The organism is Bradyrhizobium vignae (assembly GCF_900324035.1).
Taxonomy (GTDB): Bacteria; Pseudomonadota; Alphaproteobacteria; order Rhizobiales; family Xanthobacteraceae; genus Bradyrhizobium; species Bradyrhizobium vignae.
On the sequence record NZ_LS398110.1, the window covers coordinates 5,178,972 to 5,197,428 of the forward strand.

Genomic DNA, 18,457 nt, shown 5'->3' on the forward strand with positions numbered 1-18,457 from the left:
GAAGGGCACCGGCGGCGGGGGCGACTGATGCCGGCGATGCCCTTCATCTCGTAGACCTCCTGAAGGCTCAGCCCTTGGCGATGGGCACGGCGACGAAGCGCGACTGGCCGCCGCTCTTCACGCGCATCAGGACGCTGTTCTTGTTGTCGGTCCGCGCCGCGTTGATGGCGTCGCGGACCTCGCCTGCGGTGGCAACGCTCTTGCCACCGACTTCGAGAATCACATCGCCTTCCTTGAAGCCGCGCTCGGCCGCGGCGCTCTTCGGATCGACTTCGGTGACGACGACGCCTTCCTTGCCGGCGCCGGCAACGGAATTTGCGGGCGCAACGGTCATGCCGAGCTTGGGCACGTCGGTGCCCTTGCTGGCACCCTTGCCGCTGTCATTATCGGTATCGGCCTTGGCCTCGACCGCGTTCGGCAACTGGCCGAGGGTGAGGTTCACGACCTTATCCTGGCCCTTGTGCAGCACGTTGAGCTTCACGGAGGCGCCGGGCGCCATGCCACCGATGGTGCGGGCAAGCTCACGGGCGTCCTTGACGGTCTCGCCGTTGACCGCGGTGATCACGTCGCCGGACTCGATGCCGGCCTTGGCGGCCGGACCGCTCGCCTGCGGCTCCGCCACCAGGGCGCCCTCAGCCTTCTTCATGCCGAGGCTGTCGGCGATATCGGACGTCACGGGCTGGATCTGCACGCCGATCCAGCCGCGGCTGACCGAGCCCTTCTCCTTGAGCTGGGCGACGACGCTCTTCACCGTGTTGGCGGGGATCGAGAACGCGATGCCCACGCTGCCGCCGGAGGGCGAGTAGATCGCGGTGTTGACGCCCATCACTTCACCATCGGTGTTGAAGGCCGGACCGCCGGAGTTGCCCTTGTTCACGGGCGCGTCGATCTGGATGAAATCGTCATAGGGACCATTGCCGAGGTCGCGGCCGCTGGCCGAAACGATGCCCGCGGTCACGGTGCCGCCGAGACCGAAGGGATTGCCGACCGCGAGCACCCAGTCGCCGATCCGCGGCTTGCCGTCGGCAAGCTTGGCGAATGGGAAGTTGGAGCTACCCTCGACCTTGATCAGGGCGAGGTCAGTGCGCTGGTCGGTGCCGATGACCTTGGCGGTGTAGGTCTTGCCGTCATCGGTGGTGACCTCGACCTTGTCGGCGCCGTCGACCACATGGTTGTTGGTGACGGCATAGCCGTCAGCGGAGATGAAGAAGCCGGAGCCCTGGCCCTGCACGACGCGGCCGCGGCCGCCCTTCAGGCCCGGAAAACCATCGGGACCGCCGAAGCGGCGGAAGAAGCGCTCCATCGGCGAGCCCGGCTGGAACGGCGAGGAGGAATCATCACCGTCATCGTTGCTCGCGGTCTTCTCCTTGATGTTGACCTTCACCGAGATCACGGACGGCTTCACGCGCTCGACGATGTCGGCGAAACCGATCGGACGCTCGACCTTTCGGACCTCGTTGTTGACCTGCGCATGCGCCGGGCTGGAGAACAGGTCGGCCGGGGAGGTCGATGGGCTGAAGCCATAGACGGCCGCGCCGAGACCGGCGACGACCGAAGCCATCAGCGCCAGCTTGCGCGCGGAAAACACCGACCGGCGCGGCGGCCGGTACGTCGGAAGGTTCGAGAGGTCGATACGATCGGTCATGCAGAAATCTCCAGGGCCTTGAATTCCTTTTGGTGCCGGATCCCAGCACCTTGCGGACTTGAAGATGGGGATTCCCGCCTTACCGCGCGCTGGCGGCGGGGTTAAACTTTTGTAATGAAGGGACGAGACAGATGCGGCAGTTTAGCACAGGCCAAAAATCGTGGTCTTACAGGAACTTAATCGAGCTCCCGTGACCAAAGCGGAAGCGCGATTTTTGGCGCTCAGCTCGCCCTGACGCTGACGATGAACGCGCCGATTTCGCGCTTCAAGGTCTCGGCCTGCTGCGACAGGTCGACCGCCGAATCCCGCGCCTCGGTGGCCATGCGGCCGGTCTCCGCGGAGGTCGAGGTGATCTGGACGATATGGTTGGAGACGTCGAGGGTGCCGCGTGCGGCATCATAGAGCACCGCGATGAAACCGGTGCCGCCGCCGATGCCCAGCAGGAACAATAACGCAGCGACAACGGCGCCGACCAGGAAGCGGATCGTCAGATTGCTGTTCGCGAACGTCGGGGGACTCAGATCTGGAATCAAATTCGCGACAAGCTTCCAGACAAAGGTCAGCATAGGATGAAACACGCGGGCGACGGCCAGCCTACGTATCACTGCGCAGCTACGACGACCTGGCTTCGTCCGACATCAATGCTGCAAGCCGCGCTTCTTCCTCAGGCGTGAGCGGCGGGGCCGGTACGTCGGCACCACTCCGCGAACGCCGGCGGATTTGCAGCCACAGCGCCAAGCCGCCACCGATCAGCAGCGCCGGCCCGAGCAGCCACAGCAGCAGCGTCTGCCGCTCGAAGCGCGGCTTCAGCAGCACGAACTCGCCGTAGCGCGCCACCAGGAAATCGAGCACCTGCGAATTGCTGTCGCCGGCCGCAATGCGCTCGCGCACCAGAAGCCGCAAATCGCGTGCCAGCGGCGCATCGGAATCGTCGATCGACTGGTTCTGGCAGACCATGCAGCGAAGCTCGCGCGACAACTCGCGCGCGCGCGATTCCTTGGCCGGGTCCGACATGATCTCGTCGGGCTGGACAGCGTGGGCCGCCGGTGAAGCCAGCAGCATCAAGGCGATGAGCGCGGTCATCATCCGGCGCATCGGATCACTCCGCCGGCTGGAGGCGCTGCTTGGCCCGCGCCGGCTTCGGCGCGCCGACCCGCAGGCGGCGGTCGGAGAGCGAGAGCACGCCGCCGAACGCCATCAGCACCGGCCCCCACCAGATCAGGAGGACCAACGGCTTGTAATAGATGCGCACGGCGATGGCGCCTTCCGTGGCGTCGCCGAGCGAAATGTAGAGCTGGCTCGCGCCGCGCGTCAGCAATGCGGCCTCGGTGGTCGATGAGCCGCGGGTGGTGAAGCTGCGCTTGGACGGCGTCATGACTCTGATGGCTTCGCCCTCGCGGCTGACGTTGAACTCGGCGATCATCTCGCGGTAGTTCGGGCCCTGGCGTTGGAACAGCCCGTCGAGCTTCAGGTCATAGCCGGCGACATGGGCGACGTCGTTCGGCTTCATCGTCGCGATATATTCGCTGTTCCAGGTGGTCTCGCAGACGATTCCGATCAGCGCGACGCCGAGGCCGGCATGCGCAAACGCCGTGCCCCAGGCTGACCGCGGCAGGCCGCGCGCCCGGTGCAGCACCGTTGCGAACGGCAGACGAACCAGCCCAGTCCGTTCGACGAGGTCGGTGACGGCGCCGGCGATGACGAAAACGCCGAGCCCGATCGCGAGCGGCGCCAGCGCGCTGCCGCCCCGCACCCAGGCCCAGGTGATGGCAACCACGACGAGCCCGGCAACACCTGCAGCAAGCAGACGCTGCGTCACGCCCAGCAGATCGCCGCGCTTCCACGCCAGCATCGGCCCGAACGGCACCGCGAGCAGCAACAGGGCAAACAGCGGCGCGAAGGTGAGGTTATAGAAGGGTGCGCCGACCGACATCTTGAAATCGGCGAGCATCTCCATCGCCAGCGGATAGAGCGTGCCGAACAGCACGACCGCGCAAGCCACTGTGAGCAGCAAATTGTTCAGCACCAGCGCGCCCTCGCGCGAGATCGGCGCGAACAGCCCGCCCTGCTTCAGCGACGTTGCGCGGCCCGCGAACAGCGACAGGCTGCCGCCGATGAACAGGCACAGGATCAGCAGAATGAACACGCCGCGGGTCGGATCGGTGGCGAAGGCGTGCACCGAGGTGATGACGCCCGAGCGAACCAGGAAGGTGCCGAGCAGCGACAGCGAGAAGGTCAGGATCGAGAGCAGGATGGTCCAGACCTTCAGCGCATTGCGTTTCTCCATCACCAGTGCCGAATGCAGCAGCGCGGTGCCGGCGAGCCAGGGCATCAGCGAGGCGTTCTCGACCGGATCCCAGAACCACCAGCCGCCCCAGCCGAGCTCGTAATAGGCCCAGTACGAGCCCATGGCGATGCCGAGCGTCAGGAAGATCCAGGCAACCAGCGTCCAGGGCCGCACCCAGCGCGCCCAGGCCGCATCGATCCGGCCCTCCATCAATGCCGCGACGGCGAAGGAGAACGAGATCGAGAAACCGACATAGCCGAGATAGAGCATCGGCGGATGCACGGCGAGGCCGATATCCTGGAGCACGGGATTGAGATCGCGCCCCTCGATCGGCGGATTGACGATGCGCAGGAACGGATTCGAGGTCATCAGGATGAAGAGATAGAACGCGCTGGCGATCCAGGCCTGCACGGCCAGCACATGCGCGCGCAGCGACAGCGGCAGATTGTTGCCGAAGCTCGCGACCAATCCGCCGAACAGCGCGAGGATCGACACCCACAGCAGCATCGAGCCTTCATGGTTCCCCCACACGCCGGTGATCTTGTAGAGCAGCGGCTTCATCGAGTGGGAGTTCTCGTAGACGTTGGCGACGGAGAAATCCGAATTCACGTGCAGCATCACGAGCGCAACGAACGACACACCGACGAACAGGAGCTGCGCCAGCGCCGTTGAGCGCGCCACGTTCATCAGGGCAGCATCGCGCAGGCGCGCGCCGACCAGGGGCACGATGGACTGGATCAGTGCGAGCCCCAGCGCCAGCACCAGCGCGTAATGTCCGGATTCGGCGATCACCGCACCGCTCCCTGCGGATTGCCCTGCGCGGTCGTCGCCGCAGGTTTGCCGGCACCAGAAGCTTGGGGGCCGTAATCGTCCTTCCAGTGCCCCTGCTTCTTCAGGGCATCGGCGACGTCCTTGGGCATGTAGGTCTCGTCGTGCTTGGCCAGCACGGTATCGGCCTTGAACACGCCATTGGCGTCGAGCGCGCCTTCGGCGACCACGCCCTGCCCTTCGCGGAACAGGTCGGGCAGGATGCCCTTGTAGGCGACCGGCAGCTTGGCGTTGCCGTCGGCGACCTCGAACGTCACCGCGAGATTGTCGCTGCGCTGGAGCGAGCCGGGCTGCACCAAGCCGCCGAGGCGAAACCGCTTGCCCGGTTCGATATGTTTCTCAGCGACCATGCTCGGCGTCGAGAAGAACACGATGGAGTCGCGAAGCGCGTTGAGCACCAGCGCGGCCGCGAGCGCGAGCACGGCGAGCGAGCCGCCGATGATGGTCATACGTCGCTGCTTGCGCGTCATGGCGTATCCGTTCTCCGCATCTCTCGTCGTGCATTCGTCATCCGCCGAGCCCGAGAGTCCTCAGGCCTTCGTTGAGCTGGCGCAGCCGCTCGGTGTCGCCGGCAACCGCCTGCCGGGCATCAGCCGAGGCGCCCATCGCCTTGTCTCGCTCCCCCATCACGAGATAGGCGCGCACCAGACGCAGCCACCCCTCGACATCATCACCGTTCTGCTTCAACCGCGTGGCCAGACGATCGACCATGCCGCGCACCATCGCGTTGCGATCGCCTTCGGCCATATCCTTGGAGGCAGCAATCGTCTCGTCGGACAAGGCCGGCATCGTGCCGCCGCCACCGACTCGCGCGAGCGAGGACTGCACCAGGGCACGCCACGGCGCATCCGCAGGCGCTTTCGCAAGCAGCGCGCGCCACATATTGGCCGCATCGTCCTTGCGGCCGTCCTGCTCGGCGGCGAGGCCCAGGAAGTAGTTCGCCTTGGGATCGTCGGCGTTCAACGCGCGTGCTCGCTCGAATTCGGCCTTGGCCTCGGCGGTCACCACGCCGCCGGCGGCAGCCGAGATCGCTTCACCGAGATCGGACCGGCGCTCTGCGCTCTCGCCATTGTAGGTGAGCGAGTTGCGATAGGCGCGCACGGCGTCGTCGAAGCGGCCCAGCCGCTCCAGAACCGGCGCGAGCACGTTCCAGCCGCGCCCGTCCGTCGGATTCTTCTCCAGATGCTGCTCGACCTGCACGACGAGGTTCTCGAGCGACTGCGCCATGCCGGACCCGCGCTCCCGCTGCGCGAGGGGAAAGTCCTGTAGTCGGGGTGAGCCGAGCGGCATATAGACGCCGACCGCAACGAGCGGCAGGCCGGCGAACGCCAGCACGGCCGCCGCACGGCGCCATTTGAGGCTCGACGTCGGCGCGGTCGCGGGCTCGCTGGCAGCCGCCGCGAGCAGCCTGCGGCTGATCTCGACACGCGCGGCCTCGGCCTCCGGCGCCAAGATCAATCCTGCGCTGAGATCACGCTCGATCTCGGCCAACTGGTCCTTGTAGACCGCAACCTCGCTGCCCTGATCCTGCGCGCGGCTGGTGCGGCCGAGCGGCCAGAGCACGGCGAAAATCGCCGCGACCGTCATCAGCGCGAACACGAACCATAGCGTCATCGGGCAAGCTTCCGGCGGCGCACGAACCGCGCCCATAGGTGGCTTTACACCACGGCCGGACGAGGCGGCAATTGACAATTGTCAATTCGGCGCGACCGCATTCGGTCCCGAAGCGGTGAAAATCCAACGGCTTAGCCGATCTCGAAGTCGATACTTTGCGCGGCGTCCTCGCCGTGCCCGTTGAAGGCCTTCAGGAAGTATGTTCCCGGCTTGATTGCATCGGGCAATCTGATGCGCAATGCTCCGACGGGAACCCGAGATGCAACCCTCGTGATTGTCTCAGGCAGCTGCCGATCGCTTGCCTTCTCGACCAGCACCACCTTGGCGCCAACCATCAGCCTTTGATACTTGGCCACGACAACGCGGTTCTCAATTTCGATGGAGCTAATAACGGGTTTCATGCGCCCACAAATAGAAATTCCCAAGACTTGCACGGGGACCGTACGGCGCGCCAACGGCACCGTCAACCATAAATTGTGATTACGAAGATATGCAGCTGGTCAGCCTGCGCGCGACGATTTGCGCTCGCCTGTGAGCGCGTTTTCTGCCGCGCGGCTCATCAACGAGGCGTAATCGTCGCCGAACAGCACCTGGCAGAAGCGAATCGCGGCCTGCACCTGCTGCTGCCGATAGGCGCGGACCTTGTGATCGGCGGCGCGCAATGACTGCACAAGCTGCTCGGTCGATCGTTCCACATATTGCTGGAGGTCGGAATAGGTGCGCAGCGTCACCTCGTTGATCGCAAGCTCGCTCGCATAGTTGCGGCAGGTCGCGACGAAATCGATCAGCGCCACGGTTTCCTCGACCGCGGTGCCGTCGATCCGCGCGCCCGGCGGAATGTCCTTCTCGGGGCGCTGGCGCAGAATGCGGCGAACGCGCCCGGGAACGCTGTCGATCTCGGATTGCAGCGCATTGGAGATGTCGGCCCGGATCGAGGTCAGCTGCTTGCCCCAGGCGGAATCGTTGCGCAGGTCGAGCTCGGTGCGCAGGCCGCGCACGCCGTCGTGCAGCGTCTTGAGATTGGCGGCGACATTGTCGAAATGGCCGCGCTTGATGTCCGTGCGCAGGATCGCGGCAATGCAGGACAGATCGTGCAGGGCGATCGTGACGGCGACGCCGTAAGGTGTCGCCGCGACGCGGATCTCGTCGTCCGACGCGGCAATCTTGATGGCAAGGCGGATGATCTGCCACGGCGCGGTCATCCGCTGCACGACGACCGATAAGGCGAAAGGCAGCATCTGCGGCGTCTGGAGCACCGGAATGTTGAGCGCCGAAGTCACCGAGGCGATCTGGGAATCGCCGAAGGTCCGCAAGGTGCGCGGCAGCTTCTCGTTGAGCGTCGCGATGGCGTCCCGGACCTGGAGCACCGCACCGATCGAATAGAGATCCTCGATCACGTTGGGGGGACCGACACGGGCGAGCGCCCGCGACTTGTCGCCGCCGCCCGGCCCCGTCAGCTCCATGATCGCGTCCGTGGCTACCGCCTGGAGCTTGTGCGCCAGCGCCTCGATTTGCCCGGCACCGTCAGGCGGCATACGGGCGAGCGCCGCCTCGAATTCGCTCACCTTGTCTGAAGCGCCGTCACGGCCGAGCCATTGCCAGATCGGCTGCAGCGAGGAGCGGCGGATCTGGCCGACCCGGATCGGCGTCCCCGCCTCGACCAGGAAGGGTTCCACCACTTGGAACAACAGCCGCGACAGATCGTCCGTCCGTGGCGGCGGGGCTTCCTCGGCTTCCGTCTTGCGCACGATCTTGCGCAGCTGCTCGAGCACGAGGGTTGCCACCGCCGTGTCCTGGCCGCGCTCGAGGGCGCGCTCGAACTCCCGCATCAGCAGCGCCTGCGACTGCGGCGGGAGCTGCGCGAGATATTCCCTCAGCCGCTCGATCGATGTCTGGCTCATGCGCCCGGGTAATGCACGGTAAAATGGCGGACAACGGGATGCGTCCGGGCGCAATCATAGGAGGCCGCGCCTTAAGAAGCCGTTGAGGACGTTCGCCCCAATGCCTTCATGGGCTTTGCGGATCGGGCGCGCCCGAGCCGAAAACTCCCATTGGAACAAAGGACTATATTCCGGGCAGGACCAGCACCGCCCGCAAGCCCCCGATCGGCGCAGCGCCAAGGGAGAGGCCACCGCCATAGAGGGCGGCGAGATCGGTCACGATCGACAGGCCGAGGCCCGATCCGGGCTTGGACTCGTCCAGCCGCTGGCCGCGCCGGGCGACCTGGGCGCGCTCCGCTTCCGACAGGCCGCGGCCGTCGTCATCGACGATGATCCGCAAACGCGGCCCGGCGCCGGCCTGGTGCGGCGTCTCGACCAGAACCTCGATGAAGACGCGCGAGGCCGCCCATTTGCAGGCATTGTCGACGAGATTGCCGACCATCTCCTCGAGATCCTGCCGCTCGCCCCGGAACTTCGCGGATGGGTCGGCCTTGGCCTCGACCACGACGCCGCGGTCGCGATGGATCTTCTCCATGGTCCGCCGCAGCGCCTCGATGGCGGGCGCCACCTCCGTCACGGTCGCGACCACCGAGACCCGCGCCGCAATGCGTGCACGCTCCAGATGATGGGCAACTTGGTCGCGCATGACGTCCGCCTGCTCCATCACCTTGGTAGCGAATGGATCAGACGGGTGGGCGCCGGCCTCGTTGACGATGACCGAGAGCGGCGTCTTGATCGCATGGGCGAGATTGCCGACATGGGTGCGCGCGCGCTCGACGATCTCGCGATTGGCCTCGATCAGCGCGTTGGTCTCGCGCGCCAGCGGTGCGATCTCGACCGGGAATTCCCCCTCGAGCCGTTCGGCCCGCCCAGAGCGGATGTCGGCGATCGATTCCGAAATGCGCTTGAGCGGTGCAAGGCCGAAGCGGACCTGGAATACGGTCGTGAGCAGCAGCACGATGCCGAGCGCGGTGAAGGTGCCGCCGAGATAGTAGTCGAAGCTTCGCGTCTCATCGAAGATCTCGGTGTCGTCCCCGGCGACGCTGACGAGAAATTTGCCGTCGGCACCGAGATCGACCGGCCGTTCCACCATGCGCAGATTCTGCCCTTCGGGCCCGTCGACATAAGCGAGGCGGATGCCGGCGGCGGTGAGCTCGGCGCCCTGCTCCTCCAGCTTCGGCAGCTTCTTGTCCCAGAGCGAGCGCGAGGAGCGCACCTCCGGTTTCTCGGTGTCGGTCCGGGTGATCTGCCAGTACCAGCCGGACAGCGGCAGCTCGAACAGGGGCTCGCCAAGCGACTGGAACTGACGGTCCGGCGGTTCGTCCGGGGTCGCGACTTCGGCGATCAAGGTGCGCAGATAGAGATTGAGCCGGCGGTCGAAGGCGCGCTCGGTGGCGTTCTTGTAGACCGACGACAGCACCACGCCGGTGATGGCCAGGATCACCACGAGCCAAGCGGTCGCCGACAAGAACAGTCGGTTCGCAAGGGAGCTAGCGGCCATCGGAACGGTCCCGGCAGGGGCTGGAAGTCAGGTCGTCGGACGTCATGACCGGACCAAGGGCCCTGTTCGGCCTCCCGTCAAGCCCGAGAACGCCTCAGGCGCCGGGCGCGGGCGGCGGGGTCAGGAGATAGCCGAGGCCGCGGACGGTCTGGATGATATCGACGTCGAGCTTCTTGCGGATGCGTCCGACAAAGACCTCGATGGTGTTGGAGTCGCGATCGAAGTCTTGGTCGTAGAGATGCTCGACCAGCTCGGTCCGGGAAACGACGCGGCCGGAATGGTGCATCAGGTAGGCCAGAAGCCGATATTCGTGCGACGTCATCTTGACGGGATTGCCCGACACGCTGACTCGTCCGGTCCGGGTATCGAGCGTGACCGGACCGCAGCTCAGCTCGCTCTGGGCATGGCCGGTGGAGCGGCGCAGCAGCGCGCGGATCCGCGCCAGCACCTCCTCCAGGTGGAACGGCTTTGCGACGTAGTCGTCGGCGCCGGCGTCGAAGCCCTGCACCTTGTCGCTCCAGCGGTCGCGTGCGGTGAGGATCAGGACCGGCATGGTGCGGCCGTTGCGGCGCCAGGCCTCCAGCACCGAGATGCCGTCCTTCTTCGGCAGGCCGATATCGAGCACCACGGCGTCATACGGCTCGTTGTCGCCGAGATAGTGCCCCTCCTCCCCGTCGAAGGCCCGATCGACGACATAGCCGGCGTCGGTCAGCGCCTTGGTGAGCTGGCGATTGAGATCGGGGTCGTCCTCGACAACGAGCAGGCGCACGCTTCTCTCCAGAAATAGACCGCACGAACACCGCTCCAGATGAGCAATTCCGGCGTGAACTGAATATGAACGCCGGGAACCGGCCGCGTTACTTTTTGGTCATATACGATTTCTCATGCACTGACGCGAGTGCGCCCGCCGCGCAGCCGGGCGAGCCGACGGCATGGCGGGCGCAATGGCCGCGTAACGCGGCGAGCCGGCCGGTTCGGGCCGTCAGGTTCTGAAGAACACGAACCAGACGACGGCAAGGATCAGGATCGCAAGTCCCGTCGAGATGGCGAGAAGCGCCGCCACCGAAGGCCCGGGTTCGCCCTGGCGCGCCTCGGTCGGAGTTTCCACGATCCGGTTCTGCTCTCGCGTGGTAGCCATGGTGACCTCAATCTGTGGCTGTCGCGCCGGTTTGCCGCGCTCCTCGCGGCGTCGAATTGCCGGGGAGCAACGCGCGATCTCGGGCGATGTTCCGGAGCATGGGCCCAACCGGCAACATGGCGCAGGCGGCGATTAACGCCGTTGCGAGATTCCGCGCCGGCGCTTGCTATGATTCGCACCTGGGCGATGTTATCCTCAGGACTTGTCCTCTGTTGCGTCTGGAGTAGCCCATGGCCCCCCGCGCCAATTGGAAGGGTTTTCTGCGTCTGTCGCTCGTGACCTGCCCGGTCGCGCTCTATCCGGCCACTTCGGATACCGAGAAGGTCTCGTTCAACCAGATCAATCGCAAGACCGGCCACCGCATCAAGTACCTCAAGGTCGACGCCGAGACCGGCGACGAGGTGACCTCCGAGGACATCGTCAAGGGCTACAAGATCGACACCGATACCTATATCGAGGTCACCAAGGACGAGCTCGACGAGATCGCGCTGGACTCCACGCACACGATCGAGATCGACGAGTTCGTGCCCAAGTCCGACATCGACAACCGCTACCTGATCCGCCCCTATTATCTCGTACCCGATGGCAAGGTCGGTCACGACGCTTATGCGGTGATCCGCGAGACCATCCGCAGCATGGACAAGGTCGCGATCGGCCGCGTGGTGTTGACCAACCGCGAGCACATCATCGCGCTGGAGCCGCTCGAGAGCGGGCTGATGGGCACGCTGCTGCGCTACCCCTACGAGGTCCGCAGCGAAAAGGAATATTTCGACGATATCCAGGACGTGAAGCTGACGAAGGACATGCTCGACCTTGCAAAACACATCGTCGAGAAGAAGTCCGGCGCGTTCGAGCCCGAATTGTTCGAGGATCACTACGAGACCGCGCTGATAGATCTCATCAACAAGAAGCGCAGCGGCATGCCGATTACCGCGAAGGCCGCACCGAAGACGGGCGGCAACGTCATCAACCTGATGGATGCGCTGAAGAAGAGCCTCGCGAGCGAGAAGGAGGCTCCCCCTGCTGCGAAGGTCGTTAAGGAGACCGCCAAGGGCAAGAAGCCGAAGAAGCGCGTCGAGGGCCAGCGCGAGATGCTGCTTCCGATATCAGGCAAGGGCGGCAAGGACGCCGCGGCAAAGACCGCGCCCAAGGAGGCCACGAAGAAGGCCGACAAGCCGGTGCGGGCTCCGGCGCGGGCAAAGAAGGCCGGCTAGCAGCATCACACCCCACGATCGCGCCGTGATGTCTCTCCTCGCCGATCGGGCGGCCTGACATGCCCTGGTCGACGGCGTTCGACGATCCCGTTCGCGTGAGCAACAAGCGCAAACTGCTCACGCTGCAAGATGCTGCGGACTACATCATGCAGCTGCCCGACGACGTCCAGCACGAGGCGCACTGGCAGACTGCGATCGAGACGTTGATCAATGCGGCCGAGACCAGTGGCGCCTGGCTGATGTTCGCCCGCATCGCCATGTTGCGGGCGCTGAATGCGGACGCCTCGCGCGGATGAGAGCGATCCGAGTATGCTTGCCGACGCATTGACGAACAGGGTCAAAAATCGGTTAAGGGGCACGCCTTGACGGACACTGCGCCGGCGCAGCCGTGCGGCCGCTTGCCGATATCAATCCACTTGGACGGATCGACGGAACCTTAATTTAATGAATGCCGTCGTATGAGCGGAGGTGCGATTGCCCGGGGTTTAATTCTTTTGGTGCGCACACGACTTACTCGATCTATTTGCGAGTTCGCTGACGAGGCGGCCATCCGTTCGATCGGATGAACAGGAGTTGGCAATGCGTTTGCTCAGGTCTTTCCTTGCAGATGAGAATGGCGCCACCGCCATCGAGTACAGTCTGATCGCCGCCGGGATCGCACTGGCAATCGTGGTCGCCGTGAACAACACCGGCGGCGCGCTATTGAACAGCAAGTTCAACCTGGTCAACTCGGCTATCAAATAGCGGCTGGCCCAGTCCCGCCTAACGACGCGCCGCGCTCGCCATGTCCGCCGGCCGAGGGCCATGATCTGGGTCAACAGCATCAGGACGGCGAGGTCTAAGCATGGAGGCCCGACTCCCTCCTGCCGGCCTGTCCATGCATCCAGACCTTCCCGCACTCCCAACTTAAGCTGTTCGAATTCGTCGGCGACCGCTTCGGCCGCGCGGTCGCGGTGATCATAGCCGACGGAAGCCAGCCGATCGGCGACGGCATCGGGCCGATCCTCGAGGCCAACGACGTAATGGCAGTGCTCGGCAACGATAGGGCGGCGCCGGCCATGCCCGGGCGCGAGACCTGCTCGACAGCGGCGCGGCGCTGAAGCAGATGCAGAAGATCATCGACGCCCAGGGGCCCTCGACCTGCAGCAACGAGCTGGGACCGCTCAGTTTCAACGTCAGGGCGGCGCATGATCCGCAATCGACTGCCTGCGTCTGAACCGTCTCGCCCGCATCGCCGGCGCGTCGCTCGAGAAGGGCGCCGGCATCCGCCTGTGCCCCAGGCTGCGGCGCTTTGACGGTCCTCTGAGTGCTGATATTCTTCAGCGGAGCGGGCTCGACGAGCCATGCTGTCAATCGATCAACCAACGCTGCTAAGGATGCGGATGAGAAACGTGATGCTCTTGGCTCTCGGCCTCATGTTTGTCGCCTGGCCGCACGACAGCGCCAGAGGACAGACTACGGTCACGCCGCCGGTTTCCCTTGCTCCGCCCGCATCGCCGCCAGGCGCAAGCGCCACACATTCCAGAGTTCCGCCGGCGACGTCGGGCAGAGAGGCTTCGACACCGGTGATCGGCGGGTTTCCGACGACGCCAAATGCAGCCGCCGACTACGATGGCTTCAGCGTAGGGACCCTCGACGACAATGACACCCCAAAGCAGGTGGCGCCGCCCGTGAGGGCGCGCACAGCAAAGGGCTCCAAACCCAATCTGGGCACAAGTGGGGTCACGGGGCAGTCATCAGTCGATGAGGAAGATGACGCCTTGAAACGCAAGCTGACGATCTGCCGCAACTGCAAATAAGACGTTTGTCGGGCATGGTCGAAGCCGATCGGCAAATGGCAAGCTCTTAACGGAATGGACCGCAGCGAACTCCGGCGAGCTGCTCCGCGGATAACATCGTCCGAGATTGGGCTGCGCTCCCCCGGGATTCGGCAACTTGTTGCATGGCAGCCCTACCGCAGCGCTAGCTGCACGCGCTTTACCGCTCCAACATTTCCTGATCCTCTCTCCTGCAATCGGCCGGATCAACCGGCCTTGCCAGGGAGAGACGCCATGAAGCTCGGCACCGCCATTGCGGAAATCATGAGGCGCGAGGGGATCGAGATCCTCTGCGGCTATCCGGTCAACCATCTCATCGAGCATGCGGCCAAGGCCGAGATCCGCCCCGTGATGGTGCGGCAGGAGCGCGTCGGCATTCACATGGCGGATGCGATCTCGCGGGTGACGTCGGGGCGCAGCATCGGCGCGTTCTGCATGCAGCATGGGCCGGGCGCCGAGAATGCGATGGGCGGCGTCGCGCAGTGCTTCGGCGAATCCGTGCCCGTGCTGGTGCTGCCGATGGGCTATCAGCGCAGGCTGTCGCATATCGAGCCGAACTTCAATTCCAGCGAGGCGATGAAGCCGTTTGCGAAATCGTCCGAGCCGATCATCCTCGCGACTGAGGTCGCCAACATTTTCCGCCGGGCCTTCACGAAACTGAAGAACGGACGCGGCGGGCCGGTCATCGTCGAAATTCCCTCGGACATGTGGAACGAGGAAGTGCCGGAGCCGCTGAACTACACGCCGGTGCTGCGCACCCGCTACGGCGCCGATCCTGTTCACGTCAAGGAAGCAGCAGGCCTGCTCGTGAATGCAAAGCGGCCGGTGATCTATGCCGGCCAGGGCGTGCACTACGCGCAGGCCTGGCCGCAGCTGAAACGGCTCGCCGAGCGGCTGGCGATCCCCGTCACCACCAGCCTCGGCGGAAAATCATCGTTTCCGGAAACGCATCCGCTCTCGCTCGGCTCGGGTGGGCTCGCCGTGCCGCGGGCAGTGCCGAAGTTTCTGAGCGAGGCCGACGTCATCTTCGGCATCGGCTGCTCCTTCACCGAGACCAATTTCGGCGTCGCGATGCCGAAGGGCAAGACCATCATCCATTCCACGCTCGATCCCAATCATCTCAACAAGGATGTGGAAGCCAAGATCGGCCTCGTCGGCGACGCCGGGCTCGTGCTCGACGCGCTGCTGGAGGAGATCGGCAAGACCGTCACCGCGGATCGCGATGCCTCGGCGGTCGCGGCCGAGATCGCGGCCTCGCACAAGGAGTGGCTGGCGAAATGGATGCCGAAGCTGGCCAGCAACGACGTGCCGCTCAGCCCCTATCGCGTACTCTGGGACTTGCAGCACACCGTCGACATCCACAACACCATCATCACGCATGACGCCGGCAGCCCGCGCGACCAGCTCTCGCCGTTCTGGAAGGCGGTCGAGCCCCTCACCTATCTCGGCTGGGGCAAGACGACGCAGCTCGGTTATGGCCTTGGGCTGGCGATGGGCGCCAAGCTGGCAAGACCCGACAAGCTCTGCATCAACGTCTGGGGCGATGCGGCGATTGGCTTCACCGGCATGGATTTCGAGACCGCGGTGCGCGAACGCATCCCGATCATGTCGATCCTGCTCAACAATTTCTCGATGGCGATCGAGTTGAAGGTGATGCCGGTCTCGACCGAAAAGTATCGCTCGACCGACATTTCCGGCGACTACGCCGCGATGGCACGCGCCTTCGGCGGCTATGGCGAGCGGGTGGAGAGGCCAGAGGACATCGTGCCCGCCATCAAGCGGGGTATCCAGAAGACAAGGGAAGGCGTGCCGGTGCTACTGGAGTTCATCACCAGCAAGGAGACCGAGGTGTCACGGCCGGGGACGTGAGGTCGGCAGGGCCCCCAATGGCAAGACCACTGGCGCTGGCTCCAGCCACAGAAGATGTGATAATCCGGCCCGGTGCCGCGCATGTCGCGGCATCAAGCCGGATGAGGAATGACCACCCCTTCGAACGAAATCGAGGAACTCGAGCGCCGATTGCAGTCGGCCGCAGCCGAGAATGCGCAGCTGCGCAGTGAGCTTGCGATTGCACGCGATCGCCAGAGCGCAAGCGCCGAGATTTTGCGCACCATCGCGGCGTCGCCCTCCGACGCCCGGCCGGTCTTTGCGGCGATTGCGTCCAGCTCGAAGCGCCTGCTCGGCGGCTTCTCCGCCACCGTGCTTCAATTCATCGCCGACGAGCTGCATCTCGTGGCGTTCACGCCGACCAACGCGGAGGCGGACGAAAGGCTCAAGGCGTCGTTCCCGCGCAAGATCGCGGACTTCCCGACCTTTGCGCTGGTGCGTGGCGGCGAGACGATCCAGTTTCCCGACAGCGAGGCCGCTGACGTCCCGGAGCTGAACCGGGAGCTGGCGCGGCTGCGCGGCTTCCGCAGCGTGCTGTTCATGCCGCTGATGAACCGGGGCACGCCGGTCGGCATGATCAGCGTCACGCGCGCCGAGCCGGGCGCGTTCGCGGCCGACCTCGTACAACTCCTCCAGACCTTCGCCGACCAGGCCGTGATCGCGATCGAGAATGCGCGACTGTTCAACGAGACCAAGGAAACGCTCGAACGCCAGATCGCCACTGCGGAGATCCTGAAGGTGATGGCGGCCTCCCCGTCCGACGTGCAGCCGGTGTTCGATGCCATCGCCACCAATGCCAACCGGCTGATCGGCGGCTTCTCCACCGCGGTGCTGCGCTATACCGACGGTGCCGCGCACCTTGCGGCATTCACGCCGACCGATCCGGCCGGCGATCGCGTGCTCCAGGCTTCCTTCCCGGTGCCGTTCACACAGTTCCCGCCCTACCAGCTCGTGGCCAATGGCGCCGCCGCGCAACTTCCCGACACCGAGCTCGAGCCGGCCGCGCGCGACATCGCGCGTGCCCGAGGCTATCGCAGCATGCTGTTCACGCCGCTCATGAGCGAGGGCGAGGCCATCGGCATCATCATCGCCACGCGCCGCGCGACCGGCGCGTTCGCCGAGCATCACGTGCGGCTGCTGCAGACCTTCGCGGACCAGGCCGTGATCGCGATCAAGAATGTCAGCCTGTTCAACGCGACCAGGGAGGCACTGGAACGTCAGACCGCGACCGCCGACATCCTCAAGGTGATCGCGGCCTCACCGTCGGATGTCACGCCGGTGTTCCAGGCCATCTCCGACAGCGCCAAGGCGCTGATCGGCGGGCACTCCTCTACCGTCACTCGCGTCATTGACGGTATGCTGCATCTGGCCGCCTTCACCACCGACAACGAAGCCGGCAATGCCGATCTGCTCAGCTCCTTCCCGACGCCGCTATCTTCGTCAGGCATTCACAGCCGGGTGGCGCGGAGCGGCGAGTATGCCTTCCGCAGCGACATGCAGAACGAGCCTGATCTCACCGAGGCCATGAAGGAGCTGGCACGGACGCGTGGCTATCGCAGCATCCTGGTGGTGCCGATGCTGCGCGACGGCGTCACGATCGGCACCATCGCCGTCACGCGGCGGGAGCCCGGGCATTTCCCCCACAAGGCGATCAACCTGCTCAAGACCTTTGCCGACCAGGCCGTGATCGCGGTCGAGAACACCCGCCTGTTCAACGAGGTGCAGGACCGCACCAGCGAGCTTGCCAAATCGCTCGATGATCTGCGCGCAGCACAAGACCGGCTGATTCAGACCGAGAAGCTGGCCTCGCTCGGCCAGCTCACTGCCGGCATTGCCCATGAGATCAAGAACCCGCTCAACTTCGTCAATAATTTCGCATCGCTCTCCGCCGAGCTGACTGCGGAGCTGAACGAGGTGCTCGCGCCGGTCCCCCTCGCAGGCGATCTCCGCGCGGAGGTCGACGAGCTGACGGGGCTTCTGAAGGACAATCTGCAGAAGGTCGTGCAGCACGGCCGCCGCGCCGATTCCATCGTCAAGAACATGCTGCTGCATTCGCGCGAAGGCGGCGGCGAGCATGGGCTGAGCGACATCAACGCGCTGGTCGAGGAGAGCCTCAACCTCGCCTATCATGGCGCACGCGCCGAGAAGCCGGGATTCCACGTGACGCTGAAGCGCGAGCTCGATCCTGCGGCGGGACACGCCGAAGTGTTTCCGCAGGAGATCACCCGCGTGCTGCTGAACCTGATCTCGAACGGCTTCCACGCGGTCACCAGGCGCAAGGCGGATGTGGCCGCCGACTACGAGCCGACGGTAATCGCCGCGACGCGAGATCGCGGCGATCACATCGAGATCACCATCCGCGACAACGGTACCGGCATTCCGGACGAGGTGAAGGAGAAGATGTTCAATCCGTTCTTCACCACCAAGCCGGCCGGCGAAGGCACCGGGCTCGGGCTGTCGATGAGCCACGACATCGTCGTGAAGCAGCACGGCGGCACGATCGACGTCGCGACGGAGCCCGGCGCGTTTACAGAGTTCACGATCCGGCTGCCGCGGAAGAGCAGCTTCCCGGGCGCAAGCCGCTGA

General features: G+C 65.1%; 16 protein-coding genes and 2 pseudogenes. 7 read left to right on the forward strand and 11 right to left on the reverse strand.

Going from position 1 to position 18,457, the window contains the following annotated elements; genetic code table 11:
* Positions 1-67: 67 nt before the first annotated feature.
* The 11 genes and pseudogenes from BRAD3257_RS25255 to BRAD3257_RS40410 form a co-directional block, all read right to left on the reverse strand.
* On the reverse strand, positions 68-1,645 hold the full coding sequence (locus BRAD3257_RS25255) for a Do family serine endopeptidase (protein ID WP_122404106.1): 1,578 nt from the start codon (positions 1,643-1,645) through the stop codon (positions 68-70).
* Positions 1,646-1,866: 221 nt separating this feature from the next.
* Positions 1,867-2,043 (reverse strand): annotated as a pseudogene (locus tag BRAD3257_RS42000) (methyl-accepting chemotaxis protein); the annotation flags it as partial.
* A gap of 214 nt (positions 2,044-2,257) precedes the next feature.
* On the reverse strand, positions 2,258-2,740 hold the full coding sequence (locus BRAD3257_RS25265; protein WP_122404107.1) for a cytochrome c-type biogenesis protein: 483 nt from the start codon (positions 2,738-2,740) through the stop codon (positions 2,258-2,260).
* A 4-nt stretch (positions 2,741-2,744) separates the two neighbouring features.
* Positions 2,745-4,724 carry a heme lyase CcmF/NrfE family subunit gene (locus BRAD3257_RS25270; RefSeq protein ID WP_122404108.1) on the reverse strand — a complete coding sequence of 660 codons (1,980 nt, stop codon included), beginning with the start codon at positions 4,722-4,724 and terminating at the stop codon, positions 2,745-2,747.
* Positions 4,721-5,230, reverse strand: a complete 510-nt coding sequence (ccmE, locus tag BRAD3257_RS25275) for a cytochrome c maturation protein CcmE (protein ID WP_122404109.1) — start codon at positions 5,228-5,230, stop codon at positions 4,721-4,723. The genes BRAD3257_RS25270 and ccmE overlap by 4 nt, the downstream gene beginning before the upstream one ends.
* 37 nt (positions 5,231-5,267) lie before the next feature.
* Positions 5,268-6,374 (reverse strand): c-type cytochrome biogenesis protein CcmI, encoded by a 1,107-nt coding sequence (ccmI, locus tag BRAD3257_RS25280; protein WP_122406752.1) that lies wholly within the window; start codon positions 6,372-6,374, stop codon positions 5,268-5,270.
* Between the two features lie 131 nt (positions 6,375-6,505).
* Entirely contained in the window at positions 6,506-6,775 is a 270-nt protein-coding gene (locus tag BRAD3257_RS25285) for a hypothetical protein (RefSeq protein ID WP_162500360.1), read from the reverse strand.
* 99 nt (positions 6,776-6,874) lie between these two features.
* Positions 6,875-8,275 (reverse strand): hypothetical protein, encoded by a 1,401-nt coding sequence (locus BRAD3257_RS25290; RefSeq protein WP_122404110.1) that lies wholly within the window; start codon positions 8,273-8,275, stop codon positions 6,875-6,877.
* Between the two features lie 163 nt (positions 8,276-8,438).
* A complete protein-coding gene (locus BRAD3257_RS25295) occupies positions 8,439-9,815 on the reverse strand; it encodes a sensor histidine kinase (RefSeq protein ID WP_122404111.1) in 1,377 nt (458 codons plus the stop codon).
* A gap of 94 nt (positions 9,816-9,909) precedes the next feature.
* The gene (locus BRAD3257_RS25300; RefSeq protein WP_011085905.1) at positions 9,910-10,584 is read right to left on the reverse strand and encodes a response regulator transcription factor; all 675 of its coding nucleotides are present in this window, start codon (positions 10,582-10,584) and stop codon (positions 9,910-9,912) included.
* Between the two features lie 213 nt (positions 10,585-10,797).
* Entirely contained in the window at positions 10,798-10,953 is a 156-nt protein-coding gene (locus tag BRAD3257_RS40410; protein WP_162832009.1) for a hypothetical protein, read from the reverse strand.
* Between the two features lie 230 nt (positions 10,954-11,183).
* Between BRAD3257_RS40410 and ku the strand changes: the two genes are divergently transcribed.
* The 7 genes and pseudogenes from ku (at position 11,184) to BRAD3257_RS25335 (ending at position 18,457) form a co-directional block, all read left to right on the forward strand.
* Positions 11,184-12,167 carry a non-homologous end joining protein Ku gene (gene ku, locus BRAD3257_RS25305; protein ID WP_122404112.1) on the forward strand — a complete coding sequence of 328 codons (984 nt, stop codon included), beginning with the start codon at positions 11,184-11,186 and terminating at the stop codon, positions 12,165-12,167.
* Between the two features lie 59 nt (positions 12,168-12,226).
* Positions 12,227-12,463 (forward strand): hypothetical protein, encoded by a 237-nt coding sequence (locus BRAD3257_RS25310; RefSeq protein WP_122404113.1) that lies wholly within the window; start codon positions 12,227-12,229, stop codon positions 12,461-12,463.
* Positions 12,464-12,746: 283 nt separating this feature from the next.
* Positions 12,747-12,911, forward strand: coding sequence for a Flp family type IVb pilin (locus BRAD3257_RS25315; protein WP_122404114.1), 165 nt, complete (start codon positions 12,747-12,749; stop codon positions 12,909-12,911).
* A gap of 164 nt (positions 12,912-13,075) precedes the next feature.
* Positions 13,076-13,451 (forward strand): annotated as a pseudogene (locus BRAD3257_RS25320) (thymidine phosphorylase); the annotation flags it as partial.
* 59 nt (positions 13,452-13,510) lie between these two features.
* A complete protein-coding gene (locus tag BRAD3257_RS25325; protein ID WP_312016147.1) occupies positions 13,511-13,966 on the forward strand; it encodes a hypothetical protein in 456 nt (151 codons plus the stop codon).
* A 54-nt stretch (positions 13,967-14,020) separates the two neighbouring features.
* Entirely contained in the window at positions 14,021-15,853 is a 1,833-nt protein-coding gene (locus BRAD3257_RS25330; RefSeq protein ID WP_283809895.1) for a thiamine pyrophosphate-requiring protein, read from the forward strand.
* A gap of 108 nt (positions 15,854-15,961) precedes the next feature.
* On the forward strand, positions 15,962-18,457 hold the full coding sequence (locus BRAD3257_RS25335; RefSeq protein WP_122404116.1) for a GAF domain-containing sensor histidine kinase: 2,496 nt from the start codon (positions 15,962-15,964) through the stop codon (positions 18,455-18,457).

What these genes read in the sequence shown, in the direction of transcription:
- BRAD3257_RS25290 (WP_122404110.1), bottom strand. Translation starts at nt 8,275, where the DNA reads ATGAGCCAGACATCGATCGAGCGGCTGAGGGAATATCTCGCGCAGCTC.
- ccmE (WP_122404109.1), bottom strand. Translation starts at nt 5,230, where the DNA reads ATGACGCGCAAGCAGCGACGTATGACCATCATCGGCGGCTCGCTCGCC.
- BRAD3257_RS25310 (WP_122404113.1), top strand. Translation starts at nt 12,227, where the DNA reads ATGCCCTGGTCGACGGCGTTCGACGATCCCGTTCGCGTGAGCAACAAG.
- BRAD3257_RS25265 (WP_122404107.1), bottom strand. Translation starts at nt 2,740, where the DNA reads ATGCGCCGGATGATGACCGCGCTCATCGCCTTGATGCTGCTGGCTTCA.
- BRAD3257_RS25335 (WP_122404116.1), top strand. Translation starts at nt 15,962, where the DNA reads ATGACCACCCCTTCGAACGAAATCGAGGAACTCGAGCGCCGATTGCAG.
- BRAD3257_RS25295 (WP_122404111.1), bottom strand. Translation starts at nt 9,815, where the DNA reads ATGGCCGCTAGCTCCCTTGCGAACCGACTGTTCTTGTCGGCGACCGCT.
- BRAD3257_RS25315 (WP_122404114.1), top strand. Translation starts at nt 12,747, where the DNA reads ATGCGTTTGCTCAGGTCTTTCCTTGCAGATGAGAATGGCGCCACCGCC.
- BRAD3257_RS25325 (WP_312016147.1), top strand. Translation starts at nt 13,511, where the DNA reads ATGCTGTCAATCGATCAACCAACGCTGCTAAGGATGCGGATGAGAAAC.
- BRAD3257_RS25255 (WP_122404106.1), bottom strand. Translation starts at nt 1,645, where the DNA reads ATGACCGATCGTATCGACCTCTCGAACCTTCCGACGTACCGGCCGCCG.
- ccmI (WP_122406752.1), bottom strand. Translation starts at nt 6,374, where the DNA reads ATGACGCTATGGTTCGTGTTCGCGCTGATGACGGTCGCGGCGATTTTC.
- BRAD3257_RS25285 (WP_162500360.1), bottom strand. Translation starts at nt 6,775, where the DNA reads ATGAAACCCGTTATTAGCTCCATCGAAATTGAGAACCGCGTTGTCGTG.
- BRAD3257_RS40410 (WP_162832009.1), bottom strand. Translation starts at nt 10,953, where the DNA reads ATGGCTACCACGCGAGAGCAGAACCGGATCGTGGAAACTCCGACCGAG.
- BRAD3257_RS25330 (WP_283809895.1), top strand. Translation starts at nt 14,021, where the DNA reads ATGGACCGCAGCGAACTCCGGCGAGCTGCTCCGCGGATAACATCGTCC.
- ku (WP_122404112.1), top strand. Translation starts at nt 11,184, where the DNA reads ATGGCCCCCCGCGCCAATTGGAAGGGTTTTCTGCGTCTGTCGCTCGTG.